Annotated in this window: 23 protein-coding genes; 12 read left to right on the forward strand and 11 right to left on the reverse strand. The window is 63.0% G+C overall.

What is annotated here, in order from left to right:
* Window positions 1-6: 6 nt before the first annotated feature.
* A complete protein-coding gene (locus ACL9RJ_RS06760; RefSeq protein WP_177087848.1) occupies window positions 7-1,110 on the reverse strand; it encodes a polyamine ABC transporter substrate-binding protein in 1,104 nt (367 codons plus the stop codon).
* 182 nt (window positions 1,111-1,292) lie between these two features.
* The gene (locus ACL9RJ_RS06765; protein ID WP_017125205.1) at window positions 1,293-2,117 is read right to left on the reverse strand and encodes an aspartyl/asparaginyl beta-hydroxylase domain-containing protein; all 825 of its coding nucleotides are present in this window, start codon (window positions 2,115-2,117) and stop codon (window positions 1,293-1,295) included.
* Window positions 2,118-2,394: 277 nt separating this feature from the next.
* Between ACL9RJ_RS06765 and ACL9RJ_RS06770 the strand changes: the two genes are divergently transcribed.
* The 3 genes from ACL9RJ_RS06770 (at window position 2,395) to ACL9RJ_RS06780 (ending at window position 4,148) form a co-directional block, all read left to right on the forward strand.
* Complete coding sequence (locus tag ACL9RJ_RS06770; RefSeq protein ID WP_177119132.1) at window positions 2,395-3,042, forward strand: ribonuclease T2 family protein; 648 nt, start codon at window positions 2,395-2,397, stop codon at window positions 3,040-3,042.
* Between the two features lie 96 nt (window positions 3,043-3,138).
* Window positions 3,139-3,837, forward strand: coding sequence for an AzlC family ABC transporter permease (locus tag ACL9RJ_RS06775; protein ID WP_177119131.1), 699 nt, complete (start codon window positions 3,139-3,141; stop codon window positions 3,835-3,837).
* Entirely contained in the window at window positions 3,837-4,148 is a 312-nt protein-coding gene (locus ACL9RJ_RS06780; RefSeq protein ID WP_177119130.1) for an AzlD domain-containing protein, read from the forward strand. Before ACL9RJ_RS06775 ends, ACL9RJ_RS06780 begins: the two co-directional genes overlap by 1 nt.
* Window positions 4,149-4,165: 17 nt before the next feature.
* On the opposite strand, the gene ACL9RJ_RS06785 is transcribed toward ACL9RJ_RS06780, so the two are convergent.
* The 6 genes from ACL9RJ_RS06785 to ACL9RJ_RS06810 all read right to left on the reverse strand — a co-directional run bounded on the left by ACL9RJ_RS06785 (window position 4,166) and on the right by ACL9RJ_RS06810 (window position 10,754).
* Window positions 4,166-6,520: a TonB-dependent siderophore receptor gene (locus ACL9RJ_RS06785; protein ID WP_177119129.1), complete on the reverse strand. Its 2,355-nt coding sequence runs from the start codon at window positions 6,518-6,520 to the stop codon at window positions 4,166-4,168.
* A gap of 78 nt (window positions 6,521-6,598) precedes the next feature.
* The gene (locus ACL9RJ_RS06790) at window positions 6,599-7,420 is read right to left on the reverse strand and encodes a FecR family protein (RefSeq protein ID WP_017125210.1); all 822 of its coding nucleotides are present in this window, start codon (window positions 7,418-7,420) and stop codon (window positions 6,599-6,601) included.
* Window positions 7,417-7,941, reverse strand: coding sequence for an RNA polymerase sigma factor (locus ACL9RJ_RS06795; RefSeq protein WP_017125211.1), 525 nt, complete (start codon window positions 7,939-7,941; stop codon window positions 7,417-7,419). Before ACL9RJ_RS06795 ends, ACL9RJ_RS06790 begins: the two co-directional genes overlap by 4 nt.
* Before the next feature lie 119 nt (window positions 7,942-8,060).
* Entirely contained in the window at window positions 8,061-8,543 is a 483-nt protein-coding gene (locus ACL9RJ_RS06800) for a DUF4440 domain-containing protein (protein ID WP_177087857.1), read from the reverse strand.
* A 90-nt stretch (window positions 8,544-8,633) separates the two neighbouring features.
* The gene (locus ACL9RJ_RS06805; RefSeq protein WP_177087859.1) at window positions 8,634-9,593 is read right to left on the reverse strand and encodes a GlxA family transcriptional regulator; all 960 of its coding nucleotides are present in this window, start codon (window positions 9,591-9,593) and stop codon (window positions 8,634-8,636) included.
* 84 nt (window positions 9,594-9,677) lie between these two features.
* Window positions 9,678-10,754, reverse strand: a complete 1,077-nt coding sequence (locus tag ACL9RJ_RS06810) for a GlxA family transcriptional regulator (protein WP_244861749.1) — start codon at window positions 10,752-10,754, stop codon at window positions 9,678-9,680.
* A gap of 111 nt (window positions 10,755-10,865) precedes the next feature.
* Between ACL9RJ_RS06810 and ACL9RJ_RS06815 the strand changes: the two genes are divergently transcribed.
* The 9 genes from ACL9RJ_RS06815 (at window position 10,866) to ACL9RJ_RS06855 (ending at window position 18,717) form a co-directional block, all read left to right on the forward strand.
* Window positions 10,866-11,735: an ABC transporter substrate-binding protein gene (locus ACL9RJ_RS06815; protein ID WP_017125215.1), complete on the forward strand. Its 870-nt coding sequence runs from the start codon at window positions 10,866-10,868 to the stop codon at window positions 11,733-11,735.
* Window positions 11,736-11,802: 67 nt separating this feature from the next.
* Window positions 11,803-12,591, forward strand: a complete 789-nt coding sequence (locus tag ACL9RJ_RS06820; protein ID WP_042935023.1) for an amino acid ABC transporter ATP-binding protein — start codon at window positions 11,803-11,805, stop codon at window positions 12,589-12,591.
* Window positions 12,592-13,248, forward strand: a complete 657-nt coding sequence (locus ACL9RJ_RS06825; protein ID WP_017125217.1) for an amino acid ABC transporter permease — start codon at window positions 12,592-12,594, stop codon at window positions 13,246-13,248. It abuts the gene before it with no gap.
* Entirely contained in the window at window positions 13,245-13,928 is a 684-nt protein-coding gene (locus tag ACL9RJ_RS06830; RefSeq protein WP_017125218.1) for an amino acid ABC transporter permease, read from the forward strand. The genes ACL9RJ_RS06825 and ACL9RJ_RS06830 overlap by 4 nt, the downstream gene beginning before the upstream one ends.
* A 4-nt stretch (window positions 13,929-13,932) precedes the next feature.
* A complete protein-coding gene (locus tag ACL9RJ_RS06835; RefSeq protein ID WP_422765059.1) occupies window positions 13,933-15,357 on the forward strand; it encodes an amidase in 1,425 nt (474 codons plus the stop codon).
* Window positions 15,357-16,586 carry a D-amino acid dehydrogenase gene (locus ACL9RJ_RS06840; protein ID WP_103032542.1) on the forward strand — a complete coding sequence of 410 codons (1,230 nt, stop codon included), beginning with the start codon at window positions 15,357-15,359 and terminating at the stop codon, window positions 16,584-16,586. Before ACL9RJ_RS06835 ends, ACL9RJ_RS06840 begins: the two co-directional genes overlap by 1 nt.
* Window positions 16,587-16,609: 23 nt before the next feature.
* Window positions 16,610-16,975: a RidA family protein gene (locus tag ACL9RJ_RS06845; RefSeq protein WP_017125222.1), complete on the forward strand. Its 366-nt coding sequence runs from the start codon at window positions 16,610-16,612 to the stop codon at window positions 16,973-16,975.
* Window positions 16,976-17,105: 130 nt separating this feature from the next.
* Window positions 17,106-17,684, forward strand: coding sequence for a TetR/AcrR family transcriptional regulator (locus tag ACL9RJ_RS06850; protein WP_212809768.1), 579 nt, complete (start codon window positions 17,106-17,108; stop codon window positions 17,682-17,684).
* A gap of 760 nt (window positions 17,685-18,444) precedes the next feature.
* On the forward strand, window positions 18,445-18,717 hold the full coding sequence (locus ACL9RJ_RS06855) for a colicin immunity domain-containing protein (protein WP_017125225.1): 273 nt from the start codon (window positions 18,445-18,447) through the stop codon (window positions 18,715-18,717).
* Between the two features lie 90 nt (window positions 18,718-18,807).
* Here the strand turns inward: ACL9RJ_RS06855 and ACL9RJ_RS06860 are convergent, their stop codons facing one another.
* Genes ACL9RJ_RS06860 through ACL9RJ_RS06870 form a run of 3 tightly spaced genes read right to left on the reverse strand, consistent with a single transcriptional unit; the run spans window position 18,808 to window position 22,600 of the window.
* Entirely contained in the window at window positions 18,808-20,109 is a 1,302-nt protein-coding gene (locus ACL9RJ_RS06860; RefSeq protein WP_177087870.1) for an NAD(P)/FAD-dependent oxidoreductase, read from the reverse strand.
* Window positions 20,106-21,194: a polyamine ABC transporter substrate-binding protein gene (locus ACL9RJ_RS06865; protein ID WP_103032540.1), complete on the reverse strand. Its 1,089-nt coding sequence runs from the start codon at window positions 21,192-21,194 to the stop codon at window positions 20,106-20,108. The genes ACL9RJ_RS06860 and ACL9RJ_RS06865 overlap by 4 nt, the downstream gene beginning before the upstream one ends.
* Before the next feature lie 47 nt (window positions 21,195-21,241).
* Window positions 21,242-22,600, reverse strand: coding sequence for a glutamine synthetase family protein (locus tag ACL9RJ_RS06870; RefSeq protein WP_017125226.1), 1,359 nt, complete (start codon window positions 22,598-22,600; stop codon window positions 21,242-21,244).
* Between the last annotated feature and the right edge of the window lie 119 nt (window positions 22,601-22,719).

Below are 22,719 nucleotides of genomic sequence, written 5' to 3' on the forward strand. Positions count from 1 at the left end.
CCGGGCCTACAGGCCGGTCTTTACCGTGTTCCAGACGCGGGTGATGGCCCGCATGTCCTTGGCGTCCTGGGTTTTCTGCGCAAACAGGCGCTGGCGGGTGGCGTCGTCCGGGTAGATCGCCGGGTTGGCGCGCACATCGGCATTCACCCGTGGAGTCGACGCGGTGTTGCTGTTGGCGTAGTGGATGAAGTTGGTCACGTCCGCCATGACCTGGGGTTGCAGCAGGTATTCGAGGAACTTGTGCGCATTGGCGACATGGCTGGCATCGCTGGGGATGTACATATTGTCGAACCAGATCAGCGAGCCTTCCCTGGGAATGAAGTACGCCAGCTTGATCTTCAGACCGGCCTCTTCGGCGCGGGCCTGGGCGGTGGCGGCGTCGCCGGACCAGGTCATGGCCATGCAGATGTCGCCGTTGGGCAGGCTGCTCAGGTAGTTCACCGAGTCGAATTTCTTCAGGTACGGGCGGATCGTCATCAGCAGCTTTTGCGCCGCCTCGAGGTCGTCGGGCCGGGCGCTGCGGGGATCGCGGCCGAGGTAGGTGAGGGCCAGGGGAATGACTTCGGTCGGTGCATCGAGCAGGGTCACGCCGCAATCGGCGAAGCGCGAGACGATCTTCGGGTCGAAGAGCATGGCCAGGGAGCCGATGGGGGCGTCCGGCATGCGTTCGCGGATCTTCTCGACGTTGTAGGTCACGCCGTTGCTGCCCCAGGTATAGGGCGCGGAGTAGACCACGCCGGGGTCATAGCCCTGCAGGTGCTGCAAGGTCTGCGGGTCGAGATTTTTCCAGTCGGGCAGTTGTTGCTTGTCCAGGGGCTGGAATACCCCGGCCTTGATCAGTGGCGGCACCAGCGAGGCGTTGAGGGTCACCAGGTCGTAGCCGGAATGCCCAGTGAGCAGCTTGGCCTGCACGGTTTCGTAGGAGTCGAAGGTGTCGTAGATGACCTTGATGCCGGTGGCTTTCTCAAAGTCGGCGAGGGTGTTTTCGCCGATGTAGTCGGCCCAGTTGTAGAGGCGCAGGGTTTTCGACGCATCCACTTCTTCTGCGTGCGACGCGGAAAAAGCCGGGACAAGCAGGAGACTCAGGGTTACCACCAACGCCTTGTGCATGGCCATCTCACCTTCGGACTGGATTCGGCTCGGGAAGAGCGGGTGAGTCCACTATTCAGGCAGGGCGAAGCCGGGAACATACTCCGAATGGGTAGGTAGTCGGTTTTGGACAAGTGCGCATGGGGCGAGATGCCCTGGCTGAACGCGGGGTCCGATTCCAGGGCAGTTACAGGTGGGAGGTATTACTGGATCAGTTTCCAGTTCTTGTAGAACACCCGGCGCAGGGCAAAGACCACCCCGGCGAAACCGGCGATCACGCCCTTGAGGATGAACGGTGTGCGTGACGGGCGCACGATATCGATGAACAGGCAGTAGCGCTTGGTATCGTTCTTGTTGAACGAGGCATGCAGCAGCGTGTCATCGAAGATGAACAGCGGATCGTCGTGCCAGAAGTGTTTTTCCTTGCGGCACTGGATGTACACGCCGTCATGGTGCGGGGCCGGTGCCATGTTGTAGAGCACCCGGAACATCATGCGCAGCGGACCGAAGTGGAACGAGGTCGACTGGTTGGCGTTGAACACCGAGACGCCGACGGTTTTCACATAAGGGAACTTCTGTTGCAGTTCCCGGATGTCCAGTTCGGTGTCGATCTTGCGTCCGTACCATTGGAAGAACAACATGCCGCGCTTGTTCTGCGCCATGCGTCCGTCGAGGTAGTCGATGATCTCGTCCTTGTGGCTCATGGCCTTGTCGATGACCTGCTGCAGGTCGCGCTGGCAGTCTTCGGGCAGGTCCTGCATCCGATAGACGCCGCGGTTGCGTCGGCTCACCAGGTCGAACAGGGTATTGAACGGTGCCAGCACCCAGGTGTTGCGGCCGCTGCCGATAAAGTATTTCCTGGCCAGTTCGGCGGTGTAGATGCCATTGCGCAGGAAATCGTATATACCGCAGACCACGACCAGGGCGAGGAAACCGAAGACGGTTTTCGGGAAACAATAGATGATCAAGAGCACGCCCAGTGTCCAGAGGACCGAGACGATTTTCTTGCGGGTGGATCGAGTACTCATGACGCGCTTGCTCCTTCAGAAGCAGAATTCCACATATCAGGACTCAGCCGGCAACGTGCGGCGAAATCCCGAGAAAACCGCCTCAGGGTGCGCAACCGACGAGGTCGGCATGGCACCTGAGTCGGTGGGCCCGGATGGATGGAAACACAGCCCTCGATCATAAGAAGTCAGGGAGGTGAAAGGTGTAGCAAATGTTACTGTTTTGTAACGAATCTTCATAATTTATTTGACGCCACGGATATTGATTTATGCATCCAACAAGACGCGGGAGAAGGGAATGAGGTGGTTTTCGTGGGTACTGGTGCTTTTCATGGTGTCAGTGGGCGGGGTACAGGCGGGTCAGGGGCGTGACAAGCAGCGAGGCGAGGCCGGCGAGTTCGATTACTACCTGCTGGCGTTGTCCTGGTCGCCAACGTTCTGCCTGACCCATACCGGCAACGAGCAATGCACGGGCAAGGGCTATGGGTTTGTTCTTCACGGCCTCTGGCCACAGTACGCGCGGGGTGGTTGGCCGCAGTCCTGCGCGCCATTGACGCCGCTGTCGACCGAGCAGCGCCAGCAGGGCCTGACGCTGTTTCCGACCGCCAGGCTGATGGAACATGAGTGGAAGAAGCACGGTACCTGCAGCGGCCTGGGCGCCACCGCCTATCTGGATACCACCGACCGGGCGTTGGGCAAGGTACGGATTCCCGAAGCGTTGCAACCCTCGACGGCGGTGCGGGAGTATTCCGCCGAGGAAATCGCCGTGTTGTTCCGGCAGAGCAACCCGGGCATGCCGAGCGATGGCGTGGCAGTGAGTTGCAGCGGTCCGCAACTGTCCGAGGTGAAGGTCTGCCTGAGCCGGGACCTGGGGTTCGCGTCCTGTGGCAAGGGCGTGAAGAGCCAGTGCCGGGCCGGCAAGGTCCGCTTGCCGCCAATTCGTTGAGGGGGGGGGCGGGCGTCGGTCAAGTTGCAAGATTGTTCAAGACAAGCCGCGGACGCCCTGCCAAAGTCACGCGTCTTTTCCTGAAGCGCGAGTTCTATGTCCGATCACCTTCTGCCCCGCACCGCCTTCCTGCGCGGTGCCGTGGCCATCATGCCGCTGTCCCTGGCGACGGCACCCTGGGGGCTGCTGGCCGGCTCCATGGCCATCGAGGCCAACCTGACCCCCCTGCAAGGCCAGGGCCTGTCGAGCATCGTGTTTGCCGGCGCCGCGCAACTGGTGGCCATCGGCATGCTCAAGGGCGGCGCGGGGATCTTCTCGATCCTGCTGACCACCGCGCTGCTGACCTCGCAGCACCTGTTGTACGGCATGAGCATGCGTTCGGTGATTGCCCCGCTGCCCGGTCGCTGGCGCGTCGGCCTGGGCTTCCTGCTCACCGACGAACTGTTCGCCCTGACCAGCCAGCACGACAAGCAACAGTTCGACCGCTGGTATGCGCTGGGGGTGGGGTTGACGTTCTATATCGCCTGGAACTTGTTCACCCTGGCGGGGATCGTACTGGGCCGCAGTATTCCCGGACTTGAGCACCTGGGGCTGGACTTCTCGATTGCCGCGACCTTTATCGCCCTGATCACCCCGGTAGTGCGCAGTGTGCCGACCGTGGTCTGCGTGGCCGTATCGTTGTTCTGCTCGGTGCTGTTCAGTTACTGGCAGTGGGGTTCGGCGCTGGTACTGTCGGGACTGGCGGGGATGGCGGCGGGATTTGTCTGCAACAAGCTGTATCGGGGGGGCGAATGATGGTCTGGGCGGTAATCATCGGGATGGGACTGCTGGTGTTTCTCAACCGCTACGTGTTTCTCGAACCCCGCCTGCCGTTGCGCCTGAGCAGCAACGCCCGGCAGTTTCTCGGCTTTGCCGTGCCGGGCATGCTCACGGCGATCTGCGGACCGATTGTGTTCATGCCCGACCGGCAACTGAACCTGCACCTCGACAACCCGTACCTGATCAGTTCCCTGGTCGCCATCGGGCTGGTGCTCTACACCCGCAACACCCTGCTCAGCATGCTGCTGAGCATGGCGTTCTTTTTCCTGCTGCGCTGGTGGTTGTAGGTCGCCAAAGCGCTGCTTCAGAATCGATAGTTGAGCCCCAGGGTCAGCGAGCGCTCCGGTGCCGGCTGCCGACCCCACGGGCTGGTGTCGATCCCGCGGAAGTAATACTCGCGGTTGAACAGGTTGCTGATGCCCGCCGAGGCCGTCAGCACGGTCTTGTCCTGCAGCGGGAACTGGCGCTCGATGGCGGTGTTCCAGATCCAGTAGGCCGGTAGCCGGCCCACGGAGGCGCTGGCGTCCTCGGCCCCGGAGTTGGCGGCGTCGGTGTAGGCGCTGCTGACATACAGGCCGTCGAGGCTGTAGGTCCAGCGTTCGGCGAAGTGGTAACGCCCGTCGACGCTGAACTGGTTGCGCGAGGAGAACGGCACCTCATTGCCCTTGAAGGTGCCATTGCGCTGCTTGGCGTCGAGGTAGGCGTAGCTGGCGTGCAGGTCTAGGTCGGGCAGGGCGCCCGGGGTCCAGAAGATCTCGCTCTCGATGCCCTGGTGACGGGTGCTGCCGAGGTTGACGAAGCGGTCGGTGGTGGCGTCGTAGACGATCTGGTCGTCGAAGTCGATGCGGTACACGCCGAGGTCGACACGCAGGCCTTTCCACGGGGTGTAGCGCACGCCGGTCTCGTAGTTCCAGGCCAGTTCGGCGCCGACATCACCCTCCTTGACGATCTGCGTGACCTGCGGCGGGCGCAGGGATTTCTGCGCGTTGGCATACACGTACCAGTCGTCCGTGGCCTGGTAGCCGACCGTCAGGCCGGGCAGCCATTCTTCCGACTTGTTGTCGTGCCGGAAGCCGGTAATGCCGTCCTTGTAGTCCATCTGCGCATTTTCATAACGCACGCCGGGGGTGATGGTCAGGCGATTGTTGAACAGGCCTATGGCGTTGCTCAGGTAGAACGCCCTGGCCTCGTCGTTGAACTGCCAGTCGCGGAACGGCGTGGTCTTGCCGGTCGCCACGCTCTGGCGATCGACCTTGTAGTCGATGTCCTCGGCGACGTAGCGGGCGCCCACCAGCCAGGTCTGGCTGAGGCTGTCGCCGTCGATGCTCAGGCTCAGGCGCGGTTCGCTGCCCCAGACCTTGAAATCCCGCGGGCCGTCCTGGCGGCTGGTGGCGGTGCCGTCCGGGGTGAAGGGCAGGCCGACGATAAAATTGCGATAGCTGTCATGGGCGAAGTTGGTCCAGCTGAACTCCACCGAATCGAACGGGCCGATGGCGCCCAGGCGCTGGGTGTAGGTACCCCAGACCCGGTCGGTGTTGCCGTCGAAATGATCCAGTGGCCGGGTCGACTGACGTGGGTCGTCGCGGTAGTCCTTGACGCTCAGGGCGCCCGCCAGGTCCATGTCGGCCTCGTAGTGCTGCACGCCGAAGCTCAGCTCGCGGTCGTCGTCGATATTCCACTGGCCGCGCAGGCGGTAGTTCTGGATATCGGTGTCCGAGTGCTCTCGTCCGGCTTCGCCCGAGATCGTATTGAGGTCCAGTTGCAGGCCGAAGTTGTCGGTCAGGTAGCCGCCGGTGCCGAAGTAGGTGTCCCACAACTGGCGCCCGCCGGCGTTGAAGGTGGTGCGCTCCTGCAGGGTGTTTTCCCATTCGCGGGGAATCGGCTTGCTGATGAAGTTGATGACTCCGCCGACGTTGTTCGGCCCGTACTGCACGGCGGCACCACCGCGCACGATATCGATGCGATCGACGGTGGCCATGGTCACCGGGAACAGCGACAAGCCGGTCTGCCCGTAGGGCGCGAGGGCCAGCGGAATACCGTCGGACAGCGCCTGGATCCTCCCGCTGCGGCTTTCGTACAGGCCGCGCACGGCGATCTGCGGCAGGGCGCCGGTGCCGGTCTCGTCGAAGATCTTGACCCCGGGCACCCGTTGCAGGGCATCGTCGACCCCGCGCACGCTGGCCTTGTCCAGGTTGTCCGCGCCAACCACCGTGCGGCTGCCGGCGTAGGTCAGTACCTGCGGATCGCTGGCGCTGCCCAGCACGTCACCCTTGATCACCATGGGTGCGATATAGGACACCTCGGCCGGTTTGGCCGCCGGGGCCGGTGCAGCAGCGGCCGGGACGATGACGAAGGTCCTCTCGTCCTTGACCCGGGTTTGCAGGCCGCTGTTGTCGAGCAGTCGCGCCAGCGCTTCCTGCGGGGTGAAACTGCCCTTGAGGGCGGGTGTGGTCCGCTCCTGTGCGATGTCGCTGGCAAACAGGATCTGCACCGACGACTGGCGTGCCAGGGCATTGAGCGCCTGGTCCAGGCGCGAGCTCGGCAGGTCGAGCAGGACCTTGTCCTCGGCCTGGGCCGAGAGGGCGAACAGCAGGCTGCCGGTCAGCAGGGGCAAGGACAGTGACAGGGGCAGGCGAGCGCTGAGCAGGCGTGGCTTCATGGGCGATGTTCCTTGGAAAACAGGGGGCTTTGACTACCTGCCGTTTCTCGCCCGGAAAAACCCTACCTGTCGGCTCGATTATTTTTTTCCGCTCTTGCGGCGCACGTGCAAGGTCCCGTCGCTCTCGCTGTGCAGACTCAAGGGCAGGATGCCCGGCAGCAGGGCGAGCAGGTCCTCGACCTTGCTGCTGTCGAACACCCCCGTGATAGGCAGGCCGGCCAGGCTCGGATCGTCGAGGCGAATCGGCGCCGTGCGATAGCGCTGGATCCGTGCCAGGGCGTCGGCCAATGGCGTGCGGTCGAAGATCAGGCGGTTGTCCTTCCAGGCGATCGCCGCCTCGGCGTCCACGCCGAGCGGTTGCAGGTGTCGCCCCGGACCTGTCTCGACCTGTTGACCGGGGGCCAGTTGCACATGACGACCGTCCGCGGTATCGACGTCGACCTTGCCACGTACCAGGGTCACGCGCGCGCCCTGGTCAAGGCGATCGACACTGAACAGCGTGCCCAGCACCCGCACCCGGGTCGTGCCCGCTTCCACTTCGAAGGGCCTGAAAACGGTTTTCGAGACATCGAACAGCGCCTGGCCGGCCTGCAGTTCCACCCGTCGCGAGCGCAGGTGCCATTCGACGGTGACCCGGCTGTTGCTGTCCAGGGTCATGCGGCTGCCATCGGCCAGCGCCAGTACGCGTCGCTCGCCGACGGCGCTGGCATGGGACTCGCGGTGATAGGCCGGGTCCAGCCAGCCCAGCCCGGCGGCCAGCAGCATCGCCAACAGGGCGCCCGCCACGGCCTTGCGTGGTTTGCGCGGCCTGGGCTCGGGCAGGGGAAAGCGTTTGCGCAATTCTTCGCGATGTCGCGCCAGGGCTTCTTCTTCGCGGGACGGCGGGGGCAGGGTGGTCATGAGACGGGTTCCGATAGGTCGAGCCTGGCGCGGCAGGCGGCCAGGCCGAGCTTCAAGTGCTTTTCCACGGTTTTCAGGGAAATCCCCAGGCGTGTCGCGACTTCCGCCTGCGGTAACTGGTGGATCTTGTGCATCACGAAGACCATCCGGCAGCGCGGCGGCAACGCCTCGATGGCCTGGGCCAGGTACTCCAGCTCGCGCTCGGCTTCATACTGGCGAGGTGGCGACGGCGCCTCGCTGGCGGCCTCGAACGGCTCGGGCAACTCGACGATCCAGGCCTGGCGCCGCCGTTCGCTGCGGTAGCGGTCGATGGCCTGGTCGTGGGAGATCTTGCGCAGCAGCGCCAGGGGCGTGCGCACGTCCTCCGACTGGCGTTTCTCCAGCAGTTGCACGCAGACATCGTGCACCACTTCGCGGGCAAAGCCGCGATCGCCAAAGCGTCGGCGCACGTGATCGACCAGTTCGTCGTAGTGACGCACCAGGGTGCTGAGCAGGGATGGCTTGGCAGGGTCGAACGGCATGATGGACCTGGAACGAGGCAGTGCAGGCGCAAATATAAATGAGAAACCTTTTCATTCATAGCGCAAGCCATCTCGACAGGGCCGGAGGTCATTCCGGCCGCTCAGGTCCGTGGCGGGGTTTATTTGAAGTTGGTATCGGCCACCGGCATGATCGTCGCGACCCGCCAGCCGTCGGCACCGCGCAGCAGGGTCTGGCTGATCAGGAAGGTGTTTTTCTGCGGTGCTTCCCCGGCATGGCTGCGGGTGAAGGTCACGGGCACTAGGATCTGCGCCACGCTGTCATTGAGCTGGGTGATGCGCAACCGGCTCATGTCCGGGTCCAGTTGCCAGACGCCCTGATAGTAGTCCTTCAGGCGCTCGACCACCGCATCCGGGCCCCAGTTCGCACCGCCCCGGGCATACCAGAGCATCTGTGGCGAATCCCAGAGCATCGCGCGGATCTGCTTGAGGTCGTGGGCGTTCTGCGCCTTGACGAAATCGGTGAAGAAACCGCGCACTTCGTCCTCGTTCGAGGCGGCGAAGGCACTCTGGCTCGAAAGGGTGAGCAGCGCACCCAGTAATAGCGAGCAGGTCGCGATACGGGTGATGGAAAGCAGTTGCATGGTGTCTCCTGGCAGGCGTTCTGCGATGGCTTGTAGGGTGACTCAGCGTAATCGCCCGAAGACCGTGAAACGTGTCGTTTAACCCTCGTTTCAGGCCATGGTTTCGCCTTGTCGGGGCTTGTCCCCCTGGCGGGCATTGCGGCGCATGGCCCGTGGCGGTTCGCCGAACGCACGGACAAAGGCGCGGCGCATTCGCTCGCTGTCGCCAAATCCGGTCTGGCGGGCGATGGCTTCTATCGGGTGGCGGCCTTCCTGGATCAGCACCAGTGCCGCGTCGATACGCAGTTTTTCGATGGCCTTGGCCGGGGAGGTGCCGGTCTGCTCGCGAAAGGCCCGGCTGAACTGGCGGCTGCTCAGGTGGGCGGCCTGGGCCAGCCGCTCCAGGCTCAACTCGGTGTGCAGGTGATTTTGCGCGTAGGCCAGGGCAACCTGGATGCGATCGGAACGTTGTTCTTCCAGCAGCGCCGATGACTGTGGCTGACCACCGGCCCGGCGGCTTTGCAGGATAAAGGTCTTCGACACGGCCCGCGCCAGGTCGGCACCGAGGTCTTTCTCGACCATGGTCAGTGCCTGGTCGATACCCGCGGTCATCCCGGCCGAGGTCCACAATGAGCCGTCGACGACGAACAGGCGCTCCTCGTCCAGCCTGACCCTGGGGTAACGGGCGCGGAATTGCGGGGCGAAGAACCAGTGGGTGGTGGCCTGGCGGCCGTCGAGCAACCCGGCCTCGGCAAGAAAAAAGGTTCCCGAACAGGTGGCCGCCAGGCGCCGGCAGCTTTGCGCCGCCTGGCGCAGGTAGGCGAGCAGCGCGGACGTGAAGGGGCGTTCGTTGCCGCCGCCGATGATCACCGTATCGTATTCGTCAGCCGTGAAAGGCTCGGTCTGCACAACGATCCCCACGGAGCTGCGCACGGCACCACCGCCCTCCGATAGCAGGCGTACGTCATAGTGAGGCTTGCCGAGCAGGCTGTTGGCCGTTTCGAACACCGAGAGCGCGGAGAAGCTCATCACGCCGAAACCGGGAAAGACGATAAAACCGATACGCAGCATAGGGCTCCCTGACATCCTGAACCTGAAAGCGAATAGATTACCCTGAACATGCAAAGGTGTTGAGTGAATACGCCTTGCCGACGCTTATTCCCCGGCGTGTTTCAACAGCTCCTTGCGCAACTTGCCGGGCGACAGGCCGAACAGGCTCTGGAAATGCCGGATGAAATGCGGTGCGTCGGCGAAGCCGCATTCGAAGGCGATTTCGCCGATCTGGCGATCCGAGCTGACCAGCAGCCAGCGTCCATAGCGTAGCCGTACCTGGCGGTAGAACTGCGCCGGGCTGGTATCGGTTTCGGCCATGAACAACCTTTCCAGCTGGCGTTTGCTGGTGCCGACCCAGTGGGCGATCGCCTCGATCTCCAGGGGTTCGGCCATGTGCTTTTCCATCAGCATCACCGCTTCGTGCAGACGCCGGTTGGATGAACTGGCGTAGCCGAGGGCCTTGCGCCGGTCGAGGAAGCTGCCGCTGCCGCTCTTGGCCACGGTCATCTGGTGCACCACCTTGCCGGCGCGGTCCGGGCCGCAGTGCATGCCGATCAGATGCACCGCCAGTTCGATCACCGAGACGCCGCCGGCACAGGTGATGCGGTCCTTGTCGATGAGGAAGTCGTTGTGGGTGATAAACCGCAGCGTCGGGAACAGGCGCTTCCAGTCATTGGCATGGTAGGCATGTACGCAGGCGGTGCGACCTTCCATCAGTCCGTGGCGGGCCAGCACGAAGCTGCCGGTACACAGGCCGATCAGCGGCACGCCCGCCGCCGCGGCCTGGTGCAGGAACGCCGGGTAGCTCCTGGGCACATCGGCCAGGGAGTCCAGCAGGCCACCGATGACCACGATGTAGTCGAAACGTTGCGGGTCGCCCATTTCGCTGTCGATGGGCACGTCCAGCCCGCCGCTGGACACGACCCGCTGCCCCGGCGTGCCCAGCACCTTCCATTCGCAACGGATCGGTCGGCTCTGGTCGCCGGTGTCGGCGGCATGACGCAGCGCATCGGTCAGCCCGGACAACGACAGCAGCGGAAAACGCGGCCAGAGCACGATGCCCACCGACAGTTCGGCGGTCCCGCGACGCTTGTGCGACGAGGGGGCCGATTGCTGGTCGAGTCGCGCCACCAGGCTCTGTTCGTCAGCCTGGTCCGCGGTTTCATCTGGATGTCGCAAATATTCAATCATTCGTGCAAAGCATCCAACTGGTTGAACCGCCCTCGGCCCTAGGATGGAGGCCTGCCCAACGTCCTGTCGTTCAATAAGAAAACCAACGAGGTGCATACGATGAACAAGTCTGGCATTCAACGCTTTACCGGCCTTTGCGCCGGATTGATGCTGTCCCTGCTGGCTTCGGCCCCGGTGTTCGCGCTGGATACCGTGGAGCCGGGCAGCCTGACCATCGCGTTCAGCGGCGACATGCCGGGAACCGGTTATCAAGATAGCAAGATGGTCGGCTATGACGGTGAAATCCTTCAACAAATTTCTGAGAGACTGGGGCTCAAGGTCAAGCCGGCGTTGATGGAATGGTCGGGGACCATTGCTTCAGTGCAGGCTCGCCGCGTGGATGTAATGGCCGGGACCATGGGCTGGACCGAACAGCGCTCGAAGATCATGGCCCTGAGCGATCCGATCCACTATTTCAAGAACGGTATCACCCAGACCGGGAAGACCGACTGGAAGACCCTCAAGGACTTGCAGGGCAAGAAGGTCGGGACCATCACCGGGTTCTCCTTCATTCCTGAAATGCGCAGGATCCCCGGGCTGCAAGTGACGCTCTACGACACCTCGGACGCCGCCGTGCGCGACCTGCTGGCCGGGCGTATCGACGCGGTGATCGGTGATCCGCCGGTCATGCAATACGCCATTTCGCGCAATGCCCAATGGCACCTGCACTTCAACGCCTTTACCGACAACGATCCGGATTTCCCGCTGCTGACCGGACTGGGCCAGGTGGTGTTCGGTTTCAACAAGGACAATCCGCAGCTGCTGGCGGCGGTCAACGAACAGATCCAGACGCTCTGGAAAACCTGCGAGATGCGCAAGATCGGCGCCCGCTACGGCCTGACCCAGGATGTCTGGTTCATGCCCCAGGGCAAGGACCTGCGCCTGAGCGTCGACCGTCCGGCGGACTGGAAACTGCCCGGCTGCCAATAACAAAGCGTGGTGCGCAGGGGCGTCCTGTCGACCCTGCGCCAGACCGAGAAAAAAGCGGGTGAGCAACATGTCCGACCTGATGGAACCTGCGCTGCTGCGCGTGTGTGACCTGTACAAGCATTATGGCGACCTGGCGGTGCTCAAGGGCATCAGCCTGGAACTCAAGGCCGGGGAAACCCTGTCGCTGATCGGCCCCAGCGGGTCCGGTAAATCGACCTGCCTGCGCTGCATCAATTACCTGGAAAAACCCAGCCAGGGTGAAATCTGGCTTGGCGATGAGCTGATCGGACAGGCCGGGGACGGCTCGCGCCGGCGCTTGCTGAGCGATCGGGAAATGGCCCCGCAACGCCTGGAGATCGCCATGGTCTTCCAGCTGTTCTACCTGTGGCCGCACTTGAACGTACGCGACAATGTCGCGCTGGGGTCGATCAAGGCCCGCGGCATGCCGCGCAAGCAGGCCTATGAACTGGCCGAGGCGATGCTGGAGAAGGTCCATCTGAGGCACAAGGCCGATGCCTATCCCGAGCAGTTGTCCGGCGGGCAGCAACAACGGGTGGCGATTGCCCGGGCGCTGGCACAGCAACCCAAGGTGATCCTGTTCGACGAGCCGACCTCGGCCCTTGACCCGGAGCTGGTGGGCGAGGTCCTGGCGGTGATCCGCGAACTGGCCGAGGAGGGGCGGACCATGATCATGGTGACCCATGAAGTCCGCTTTGCCCGCGACGTGGCCGACCGGGTGATCTTCATGGACGGCGGTCACATCGTCGAACAGGGACCTTCGGCCCAGGTGATCGATCATCCCAGCCATGAACGCACCCGCAGCTTCCTCGGGCGCATGGCCATGGAGAACGCTTGAATGAGCAGCCTCCAGACCTTTTTCGGGTTGTTGCCCCTGCTGTTGAGCGGTGCGCTGGCGGCGCTGGAGATCGCCCTGTGCACCCTGGTGCTGGCGAGTATCGGTGGCCTGGCGCTGGCGGTATGGCTGACCTTCAGCCGTTCGCGCCTGGTGCGGGCGGGGATCGCCTGCTACATCGAGTGGATGCGCAATGTGCCGGCCCTCGCGCATCTGTTCCTGATCTATTTCGGCCTGTCGTACCTGGGGATCAATCTGCCCGCCTGGCTGGCGGCCATCGCCGGCCTGAGCCTGGTGGGCAGCGCGGTACTCTGCGACATCTTCCGCGCCGGCCTGCAGTCGCTGCATGTCGGGCAATACGAGGCGGGCCTGGCGGTCGGCCTGACCCGTGCGCAGATCCTGGCGAGCATTCTCTTGCCGCAGTCGCTGCGCCGCTCGTTGCCGGCGTTCGCCAACTATGTCACGCAACTGATCAAGGACACGTCCATCGCCTCGGCCATCGCCGTGCCGGAGATCATGTTCCTGGCGCGCAACCTGGTGACGTCGACCTTCCAGACCTCGCTGATCTACTTCGCGGTGATGTGTATCTACGCGGCGATGATCCTGCCCATCGGCCTGGGCTTTATCCGTCTTGAACGGCAGTGGGGGAGCGCACGATGATCGCCTTCTTCGCGCAATACCCCGAGTACTGGAGCGACTGGACGGCGCGTCTGCTGCAAGGGGGCGTGGTCACGGCCAAACTGTCGCTGGCCGGCTTTGCCCTGGCGGCGCTGCTCGGCAGCTTGCTGACCTGGGCCTTGCGCAGCCCGTTTGCCTGGCTGCGTCGCCCGGCGGCGTACTTCATCCAGGGCATGCGTGCGCTGCCGCTGCTGGCCTTGCTGCTGGCGCTGTATTTCTCCCTGCCGAGCCTGGGCCTGACCCTATCCGGTTTCGCCGCCGGTGTCCTCGGACTGGGATTGCAGGGCAGCGCCTATGTCGCCGAGATCCTGCGCGGTGGCCTGGATGCCCTGCACCGCGGACAGCGCGAGTCGGCGATAGCCGTCGGCCTGACACCGTTCCAGGCCTTTACCGCGGTGATCCTGCCCCAGGCGATTCGCGGGATGCTGCCACCGTTGCTCAACGCCTATGTGTCGATCCTCAAGGACAGTTCGCTGTGCGCCCTGATCGCCACCGATGAACTGATGCTGGCCGCCCGGGCGATTGCCTCGGAGAGTTTCCTGCCGATGCATATTTTCCTGTTGGTTGGCCTGTTCTATTTCGTGATCGCGTTCCCGCTTTCCCTGCTGTCGCGTGTGCTTGAGAAGCGCTTTTCCCGTGGCCGCAAAAGCCTGAGAGGTTGACTGCATGAATTCCCTGGACCACAGCACTTTCCACAGTATCGGCCAATTGCAGCAGGCGCTGCGCGGTGGCCGGCTGACCAGCGAGGCGCTGGTGCTCGCCCAACTGGCCCGTATCGAGCGTTTCAACGGCCAGCTCAATGCCTATGTCGAGGCCTACAGCCAGCGTGCCCTGGGCGCGGCCATCGCCGCCGATCGCCAGCGTGCCGCCGGCGTTGACCTGGGACCTTTGCATGGCATCCCGGTGGCGATCAAGGATCTGTTTGAAATCGCCGGACAGGCCATCACGGGTGGTTCGCTGGCGCGACGTCCGCGTATCTCCACGCTCACGGCAACGGCCGTGCAGCGCCTGGAGCGGGCCGGCGCGATCATCCTGGGCAAGACTCATACGGTGGAGTTCGCGTTTGGCGGCTGGGGCACCAATGTGGTGATGGGCACGCCCTGGAATCCCTGGGACCGCCAGGTCCATCGGGCTCCGGGCGGCTCCAGCAGCGGTTCGGCGGTCGCGGTAGCCAGCGGCCTGGCCAGCGCTGCCCTGGGGACCGATACCGGCGGTTCGGTACGGATTCCCGCCGGCATGTGCGGCCTGGTGGGCTTGAAGACCACGCGCGGGCTGATCAGTCGCCATGGGTTGATCGAGCTGTGTCCGTCGCTGGATTCGGTGGGACCGATCACCCACACCGTCGAAGACGCGGCGTGGATGCTCGACGCCTTGCTCGGCCCGGACCCGCTGGACCCGGTCTCGGCCCGGGCGCCGGTGTTCAGTGCCGCGGCGGGACTCGACCAGTCGGTGGCCGGCCTGCGGGTCTGGGTCTTGCCGCAGGCCGAACGTGCCGCCATTGCGCCGGATATCCTGGCGGCCTACGATCATGGCCTGGAACAACTGGCCGCCCTGGGCATGCACCTGGTGGAGCAGCCACTGCCACGCTCGCTGGAGTCGTGCATGCGGGTGGCCGGCGGACTGATGAGCGCCGAAGGATATGCCAGCCTCGGCACGCTGTTCGAACAGCCCGACCTGCGTTTCGATCCCCATGTGCAACGGCGCGTGCTGAGCGGCAAGGCCATCGACGCGGCGGCCTATATCGAGCTGCACCACCAGCGTCGTGCGGCGCGCAAGGCCATGCAGGAAGCGATGCTGAATGTCGATGCCTGTGTGTTCCCGACCAATGCCGTCGGCAGCGTACCGCTGGATCAGGTTGATGAGTACGGTACGCCACTGGCCCTGCTGGGACGTTTCGCCAACCTGCTCAACCTGTGTTCGGTGGCGCTGCCGGTGGGTTTTGACGACCAAGGCATGCCGGTGTCGATGCAGGTGGTTGGCCGGGCGTTCGCCGAGCCGCTGATCCTGCGCATCGGCCATGCCTATCAGCAGCGGACAGACTGGCACCAGATCAATCCGAGCGGCTGGGCGTTGGACAAGGAGGCGGTGTAATGGAGATTTGCGTGGTAGGCGCGGGCATCGTCGGCCTGAGCAGTGCCTGGTTCCTGCACCAGGCCGGGCATCGGGTCACGGTGGTCGACCAGGCATCCGGGCCCGGCATGGGCGCCGTAGCCGGTAACGGTGCACAGTTGAGCTACAGCTATGTGCAGCCGCTGGCCGACCCGTCGCTGTTGCCCGGTATCCCCAAGTTGCTGCTCGACCGCAGCGGTCCCTTGCGCTTCACCCCGCAATGGAGCCCGGAGCAATGGCGCTGGTGCATGGAGTTCCTGGCCGCCTGCCGGACCTCGGTCTCCCGCCAGACCACCGTGGAGCTGCTGGCGTTGGCCACCGAGAGTCGCCAGGCCCTGGATGGCTTCATGCAGGAGCAACAACTGGATTGCGATTTCACTCGAACCGGCAAGCTGGTGTTGTACCCGGATGCCGAAAGCCTTGACAAGGCGCAGCATCAACTGCGCTTCCAGGCCGGCCTGGGATCGCGACAGCAGACAGTCAGCGCCAGCGAGGCGGTGGCGATAGAGCCGGCGCTGGCCGGCTATCGGTCGGCGTTCCACGGTGCGATCCATACCGACAGCGAGTGCGCGGTGGACGGACTCAAGCTGTGTCGCGAAATGGCCCGGATCATGGCCGACGAGGGCGTGCAGTTGTTGTTCGGACGCAAGGTCGAGGGCTTCCGGCGCCAGGGCCAACTTATCACCGCGTTGAACCTGCGCCATGTCCGCGAGGGAGCCGAAGTGCTGCACTGCGAGGCGGTGGTGCTGGCGGCAGGCGCCCACACCACCGGCTTGCTGGCGCAACTGGGCCGCCGCCTGCCAGTGTATCCGCTCAAGGGCTACAGCATCACCCTGCCGATTACCGGACACACCCGGGCACCGACGGTGAGCATCACCGATATGCGCCGCAAGACCGTGTTCGCCCGTATCGGCGATCGCCTGCGAGTCGCGGGGATGGTGGAGTTGTGTGGAATGGATGCGTCGATTCCGCCGGCGCGGATCGAGCAGTTGCAGGCCTCGACGGAGGCGCTGTTCGGTGGAGGCTGGGACATCGGGGACTGCCAGCCCTGGACCGGCTGGCGACCGGCAACACCCACCGGCAGGCCTGTGCTTGAATGCCCCGCAGGCAGTAACCTGTACCTCAATACCGGTCATGGCGCACTGGGCATGACCCTGGCCTTTGGCAGTGCGCAGCGACTGGTACGGTTGGTCGAACACACGACCCACTGAATTTTATCCAAGGAGAACGACCGATGACGATTCAACGTTTCCAGAGCAATGCGCGGATGTCCGGTGTAGTCAGCCATGGCGGCGTGCTTTATCTGGCCGGCCAGGTTCCCGGTGACCTGCAAGGCGATATCACCTCCCAGACCCGCCAGGTGCTGGCAAAGATCGACGGGCTGCTGGCCGAGGCGGGTAGCGACAAGACCCACCTGCTCAGCGCACAGATCTGGCTCAAGCATATCGACCGCGACTTCGCCGCGATGAACGCGGTGTGGGATGCGTGGCTGCCACAAGGCGGCTCGCCGGCCCGGGCCACGGTCGAAGCCAACCTGGCGCATCCCGAGGTGCTGGTGGAGATCATGGTGATTGCGGCCAGGGCAGAGCTGATCTCGTGATCCATGACCGCACCGGGGGGCCGAACCGCTGCTGAAGAAGCAAGCTGCGGTAAACTGTTGGCAGAGGTTTATCGGTTGGCCTGTAAACCAACCGATCAAATCATTCGTGTCAACGAACGGTGCAATGGACATGGCAGTATCACAGGTACGGGAAAAGCTCATCGAAGCGGGGCTGAGCATCATCGCCACCCAGGGCTTCAATGGCACCGGAGTCCAGGAGATCGCCGACCTGGCGGGCGTCCCGAAAGGCTCTTTCTACAACTACTTCGACAGCAAGGATGCGTTTGCCGTCGAAGTGCTGGAGCGCTACTGGCAGAAGGGCCGGTACAGAGTGATCCTCAGTGACGAGTCCCTGGGCGATCCGCTGGTGCGCCTACGGCATTATTTCGAGGCGCTGGCGGCCGCCCGGGTCGATGACAGGTTCCTCTCCGGTTGCCTGATCGGCAACTTCTCTTCCGAACTCTCCGAGCAGAGCCGGCTGGTGCGTGATCGCCTGTCCGAGATATATGCCGGCTGGGCCCGCGCCCTGGAAATCTGTATCCGCGAGGCCCAGGACCTGGGCCTGGTCGGCCGCGATGTGGCGGCCGCGGAGCTGGCGTCGTTCGTCCTGAATGCCTGGCAGGGTGCGGTCCTGCGCACCAAGGTGGAAAAGGACGGGCTCGCCCTGCAGCAGTTCATGACCGTGGTTTTCAAGCGCGTCCTCGTCTGAGGGCATTTCTACCGCAGATCAGCGCAGGTTGTCGGGCTTCTGAATGACCCGCTGGTTTGTATTGCTCTTGCATTGCGACAGGATCCTGTCGCAATGCAGTTAAATATATATGTAGCCGCAGTCCCACGTAATAAAGGGTCAATCCTCTCCGACGCCAGGTTTATTGCTTACAACAGCTCCGTTCGAAGTATACGAAAGTGAACGTTCTGAATGGGGGTAATCATGTAGGTGGAGACTTGATGATGGCGGACGAGAGATATGTACCAGGGCAGGTGTTTGAAATCAGACCCTTGCACATCGTGGCGGGAAGGCCACAGACCTTCGGCACTGGCGTGGGTGGAAGCTACGCAGGAGACGGCAACGGCTGGGGGCTTCAGGAGGGGCCACGACGAGGGGAGGGTGGTCCGGGCAGGATCCGTGAGGCCACACCGAATCTCCTGTCCGACTTGATGGGCGGCGAAACGGATTTTCAGTCTGTCGCCGATGAATATGACTCGCGTCTCAGAACAGTGTCGACTGATACAGAATATGAGCTTGAGCAAAAAAAGCAGGCCATATAGAGCTGGCAGGTGAGCGGTCAGGTTGGCGCGAAATGGGCGAGCTACCACGATGCCTTTCAGGGATTTGATTCCGGACTTTCCGGGTAATCTTTCGGAGATCGCCGCATCTGTAGGCACGGTGGATCTGCTTTATCGGATTTATGGCGACCGTTCGAATTACTCGGTGATTGCCACGCCAACATAGATAAAGAGGTATTGTGATGAGCATGGAACTTGTCATTCTTGCGAAGACATTTGTTTCTGGTGGCGTTCCGGCAGATCAGTTTGCTAAGTCTTATATGAAATCCTGGAAGAGCGAAGGCGAAGGCGGTTTTCTGCAAAAGGATGATCCTGAACTCTCGGAGTGCTGCTCGGACATTTTCATGCATGCCGACTGTTATCAGCCGGAGCCTGGTCGCGATGAATCAGAGACTGATGAAGGTGAGTTCAGGAAGCGAGTGAGGGACACCCTGGATAAATTTAAACTCATTTGAGCCACCTTTTCTATTCAGGGTTAATCAAGAGCAAGCCCCGTTATTCGACGGGAGTAACGAGGTTTGTTCCTGATCGGCCTGCGTGTACTCTCAGCCCACCACCTCCCGCAATCGATGCCATAACATTCCCAGCGCCAACAGCGGCGAGCGCAGGGCCTTGCCGCCGGGGAAGGTCATGTGCGGCACCGCACTGAAGATATCCATGCCCTGGCTCTGGCCGGCATGGATGGCTTCGGCCAGCAGGCGGGCGGTCCAGTGGGTCACGTTGACGCCGTGACCCGAATACCCCTGGGCATAGAACACATTCGGGTGCTGCTGCAAACGTCCGACCTGGGGGAAGCGGTTGGCGGTGATGCCGATCTTGCCGCCCCATTGGTAGTCGAGACGCACATCGGCCAGTTGCGGGAATACCTTGAGCATCTTCGGTCGCATATAGGCACCGATATCCGCCGGGTCCCGTCCGGAGTAGTGGCAGGCGCCGCCGAACAACAGGCGACGGTCGGCGGAAAGGCGGTAGTAATCCAGGCCGACCTTCTGGTCGCACAGCGCCAGGTTCTGCGGGATCAGTTCGGCGGCCATTGCCGGCGTCAGCTGTTCAGTGGCGATGATGTAGCTACCGGCTGGCAGGACCTTGCCGTTCAGCCGTGGCTCAAGGTCTTCCAGATGCGCGTTGCAGGCCAGCACCAGGCTGCCGGCACGTACCGAGCCGGCGGCGCAGCGGACCTGCACGGTATCGCCGTGAACCAATTCGAGTACCGGACTCTGCTCGAAGATCCGCACCCCCAGCGACTCCGCCACCCGGGCTTCGCCGAGCACCAGGTTGAGCGGGTGCAGGTGGCCGGAGCCCATGTCGATCAGACCACCGGCATAGGCGCTGGATGCCACCACCTGGCGCATGTCCCGTGGCTCGACAATCCGCGTCTCATGGCCGTAGCCCAGTTCCGCCAGGTGTTCCTGCTCGGCACGGAACGCTGCGAACTGCGCTGGGGTATTGGCCAGTTCGCAGAAGCCCCAGCGCAGGTCGCAGTCGATGGCGTGTTGGCTGATCCGCTCGCCGACCACCGCCACCGACTCGATGCCGGCACGTTCCAGGTAACGCACGCCATCCTCGCCGACGTACCTGGCGAAGCCGCTGACATCATGACCGATGCCACGGATCAACTGGCCGCCATTGCGTCCGCTGGCGCCCCAGCCGATGCGTCGACCTTCGAGCAGGATGACCGAAAGTCCGCGCTGGGCCAGTTCGATCGCCGTGTTGACACCGGTGAAGCCGCCTCCGATCACGCAGACGTCGGCCGTCAGCTGCGACTCGAGCCGGGGTCGATCCGGCAGCGAGTGGGCGGACGCAGCGTAATAGGAACGGGCATGTTCCATCGTGCTGTCATGGATCATTTGTTGGTCTTCACTTTGCTCCAGGAGCGGGTCATCAGGCGCATGATTTCCGGTTTCGGGGTGGTCGAGATGTACAGCTTGTCGAGGACCTCCTGCGGTGGATAGACCTCAGGATTGTTCACCAGGTCGGCATCCATGTATTGCTGGGCGGCCGGATTGGGGTTGGCATAGCCGACCGTGGCGCTGACCTTGGCGATCACCTGCGGATCCAGCAGGTAGTTGATGAAGGCGTGGGCTTCTTTCACGTTGGCGGCGTCGGCCGGGATCGCCAGCAGGTCGAACCACAGGTTGCTGCCTTCCTTGGGAATCGAGTAGGCGATATTGATGCCGTTCTTCGCTTCCTTGGCCCGGTTGGCGGCCTGGAACACGTCGCCGGAGTAACCGAAGGCGACGCAGATATCGCCGTTGGCCAGGTCCGAGATGTACTTGGAGGAATGGAAGTAGGTGATGTAGGGACGCAGGGTCAGCAGCTTGGCCTCGGCTTTCTTGTAGTCCTCGGGATTGGAACTGCGCGGGTCCATGCCCATGTAGTTGAGGATTGCCGGGAACACTTCATCCGGCGAGTCCATGAACGACACACCACACTGGGTCAGCTTCTTCAGGTTCTCCGGCTCGAACAGCACCGCCCAGGAGTCGATATGGTCGATGCCCAGGACCTGCTTGACCTTCTCGACGTTGTAGCCGATGCCATTGGTGCCCCACAGGTAAGGCACCGAGTGCTCGTTGCCCGGATCGTTTTTCTCCAGCAGCTTGAGCAGTTTCGGATCGAGGTTCTTCCAGTTCGGCAGTTGCGAGCGGTCGAGCTTGAGGAAGGCCCCGGCCTTTACCTGGCGGGCGAGGAAATGGTTGGAAGGCACCACCACGTCGTAGCCGGTGCGTCCGGCCAGCAACTTGCCTTCCAGGGTTTCGTTGGAGTCGAACACGTCGTAGATCACCTTGATTCCGCTCTTCGCCTGGAAGTCGGCGAGGGTGGTTTCACCGATGTAGTCGGTCCAGTTATAGACACTGACGGTCGGTTCGGCGTGGGCCGTGGCACTGAACAGCAATGCCAGGGCGACCGGAATCGCGGATTTCAATAGACGCATATCGACACCTCGTTGAGTGGTTTTTAACGTGGGTAAAGGGTTTGGGGTCAGACGCTCAGCAACAGGAACTCACGTTCCCAGGAGCTGATCACGCGCTTGAAGTTCTCGTGTTCGGCGCGCTTGACCGCGACGTAGCCGCGCACGAACTGGGTGCCCAGGTAGCGGTCGATGGTCGGGCAATCCTCCATGTGGGCCAGGGCATCCTCGATGGTGATCGGCAAGCGCAGGTTGCGACGTTCATAGGCGCGGCCTTCCACGGGCGCGTTGGGCTCGATGCCTTCGATCATGCCCAGGTAGCCGCACAACAGGCTGGCGGCGATGGCCAGGTACGGGTTGGCGTCGGCCCCCGGCAGGCGGTTTTCCACGCGCATGGCATCGGGACTGGACGTGGGGACGCGCAGGCCGACGGTGCGGTTTTCCTCGCCCCATTCGACGTTGACCGGTGCCGAGGTGTCCGGCAGGAAGCGGCGGAACGAGTTGACGTTGGGCGCGAACATCGGCAGGACCTTGGGGATGTACTTCTGCAGGCCGCCGATGTGGTGCAGGAACAACTCGCTTTTGGAGCCGTCTTCATTGACGAAGATCGGCTTGCCGGTGGCGATGTCGACCACGCTCTGGTGCAGGTGCATGGCGCTGCCGGGTTCGTCGGCGATGGGCTTGGCCATGAAGGTCGCGGTGACGTTGTGCTTGAGCGCCGCTTCACGCAGGGTGCGCTTGAATACGGTGATCTGGTCGGCCAGGTCGAGGGCATCGCCATGGCGGAAGTTGATTTCCATCTGCGCCGGACCGTCTTCGTGGATCAGCGTGTCGAGGTCCAGGCCTTGCAGTTCGCACCAGTCGTAGACGTCTTCGAACAGCGGATCGAATTCGTTGGCGGCATCGATGGAGAACGACTGTCGGCCGCTCTCGGCACGACCCGAACGGCCCAGTGGCGGCTTGAGCGGCAGGTCCGGGTCTTCGCAGCGCTGGGTCAGGTAGAACTCCATCTCGGGGGCGACGATGGGCTGCCAGCCCTTGTCGGTGTAGAGCTGCAGGACTTTCTTCAGGACGTTGCGCGGCGACAGCTCGACCGGGTTGCCCTGTTTGTCGAAGGTGTCGTGGATGACGATGGCGGTCGGCTCGATGGCCCATGGCACCACGTAGATCGCCGAGGCGTCGGGTCGGCAGATCATGTCGATATCGGCGGGGTCGAGCAGGTCGTAATAGACATCGTCGTCGACGAAGTCCCCGGTTACCGTTTGCAGCAGCACACTTTCCGGCAGGCGCATGCCTCGTTCATGCAGGAACTTGTTGGTGGGCGCTATCTTGCCGCGAGCGATACCGGTCAGGTCGCTGACCACACACTCTACTTCGGTAATCTTGTGTTCTTTCAGCCAGGAAGACAGCTGATCGAAAGGGGCATTCATAAGGACCTCGTCGTTGGTTTTATCAACGCCAGGTGGGGCCTCCGGTTTGCCTGAAAACGGCGGGAGGCTTCCCCTGCAGCGCATTGACGACTATCTTGGGCGAGCTTTGTGGTTCCATC

This window comes from Pseudomonas sp. Mn2068 (genome assembly GCF_049319725.1).
Classification (GTDB): Bacteria; Pseudomonadota; Gammaproteobacteria; order Pseudomonadales; family Pseudomonadaceae; genus Aquipseudomonas; species Aquipseudomonas gingeri.

What these genes read in the sequence shown, in the direction of transcription:
- ACL9RJ_RS06850 (WP_212809768.1), top strand. Translation starts at nt 17,106, where the DNA reads ATGGCAGTATCACAGGTACGGGAAAAGCTCATCGAAGCGGGGCTGAGC.
- ACL9RJ_RS06835 (WP_422765059.1), top strand. Translation starts at nt 13,933, where the DNA reads ATGAATTCCCTGGACCACAGCACTTTCCACAGTATCGGCCAATTGCAG.
- ACL9RJ_RS06800 (WP_177087857.1), bottom strand. Translation starts at nt 8,543, where the DNA reads ATGCAACTGCTTTCCATCACCCGTATCGCGACCTGCTCGCTATTACTG.
- ACL9RJ_RS06795 (WP_017125211.1), bottom strand. Translation starts at nt 7,941, where the DNA reads ATGCCGTTCGACCCTGCCAAGCCATCCCTGCTCAGCACCCTGGTGCGT.
- ACL9RJ_RS06870 (WP_017125226.1), bottom strand. Translation starts at nt 22,600, where the DNA reads ATGAATGCCCCTTTCGATCAGCTGTCTTCCTGGCTGAAAGAACACAAG.
- ACL9RJ_RS06805 (WP_177087859.1), bottom strand. Translation starts at nt 9,593, where the DNA reads ATGCTGCGTATCGGTTTTATCGTCTTTCCCGGTTTCGGCGTGATGAGC.
- ACL9RJ_RS06820 (WP_042935023.1), top strand. Translation starts at nt 11,803, where the DNA reads ATGTCCGACCTGATGGAACCTGCGCTGCTGCGCGTGTGTGACCTGTAC.
- ACL9RJ_RS06780 (WP_177119130.1), top strand. Translation starts at nt 3,837, where the DNA reads ATGGTCTGGGCGGTAATCATCGGGATGGGACTGCTGGTGTTTCTCAAC.
- ACL9RJ_RS06830 (WP_017125218.1), top strand. Translation starts at nt 13,245, where the DNA reads ATGATCGCCTTCTTCGCGCAATACCCCGAGTACTGGAGCGACTGGACG.
- ACL9RJ_RS06825 (WP_017125217.1), top strand. Translation starts at nt 12,592, where the DNA reads ATGAGCAGCCTCCAGACCTTTTTCGGGTTGTTGCCCCTGCTGTTGAGC.
- ACL9RJ_RS06815 (WP_017125215.1), top strand. Translation starts at nt 10,866, where the DNA reads ATGAACAAGTCTGGCATTCAACGCTTTACCGGCCTTTGCGCCGGATTG.
- ACL9RJ_RS06760 (WP_177087848.1), bottom strand. Translation starts at nt 1,110, where the DNA reads ATGCACAAGGCGTTGGTGGTAACCCTGAGTCTCCTGCTTGTCCCGGCT.
- ACL9RJ_RS06855 (WP_017125225.1), top strand. Translation starts at nt 18,445, where the DNA reads ATGAGCATGGAACTTGTCATTCTTGCGAAGACATTTGTTTCTGGTGGC.
- ACL9RJ_RS06845 (WP_017125222.1), top strand. Translation starts at nt 16,610, where the DNA reads ATGACGATTCAACGTTTCCAGAGCAATGCGCGGATGTCCGGTGTAGTC.
- ACL9RJ_RS06865 (WP_103032540.1), bottom strand. Translation starts at nt 21,194, where the DNA reads ATGCGTCTATTGAAATCCGCGATTCCGGTCGCCCTGGCATTGCTGTTC.
- ACL9RJ_RS06840 (WP_103032542.1), top strand. Translation starts at nt 15,357, where the DNA reads ATGGAGATTTGCGTGGTAGGCGCGGGCATCGTCGGCCTGAGCAGTGCC.
- ACL9RJ_RS06790 (WP_017125210.1), bottom strand. Translation starts at nt 7,420, where the DNA reads ATGACCACCCTGCCCCCGCCGTCCCGCGAAGAAGAAGCCCTGGCGCGA.
- ACL9RJ_RS06775 (WP_177119131.1), top strand. Translation starts at nt 3,139, where the DNA reads ATGTCCGATCACCTTCTGCCCCGCACCGCCTTCCTGCGCGGTGCCGTG.
- ACL9RJ_RS06860 (WP_177087870.1), bottom strand. Translation starts at nt 20,109, where the DNA reads ATGATCCATGACAGCACGATGGAACATGCCCGTTCCTATTACGCTGCG.
- ACL9RJ_RS06785 (WP_177119129.1), bottom strand. Translation starts at nt 6,520, where the DNA reads ATGAAGCCACGCCTGCTCAGCGCTCGCCTGCCCCTGTCACTGTCCTTG.
- ACL9RJ_RS06770 (WP_177119132.1), top strand. Translation starts at nt 2,395, where the DNA reads ATGAGGTGGTTTTCGTGGGTACTGGTGCTTTTCATGGTGTCAGTGGGC.
- ACL9RJ_RS06765 (WP_017125205.1), bottom strand. Translation starts at nt 2,117, where the DNA reads ATGAGTACTCGATCCACCCGCAAGAAAATCGTCTCGGTCCTCTGGACA.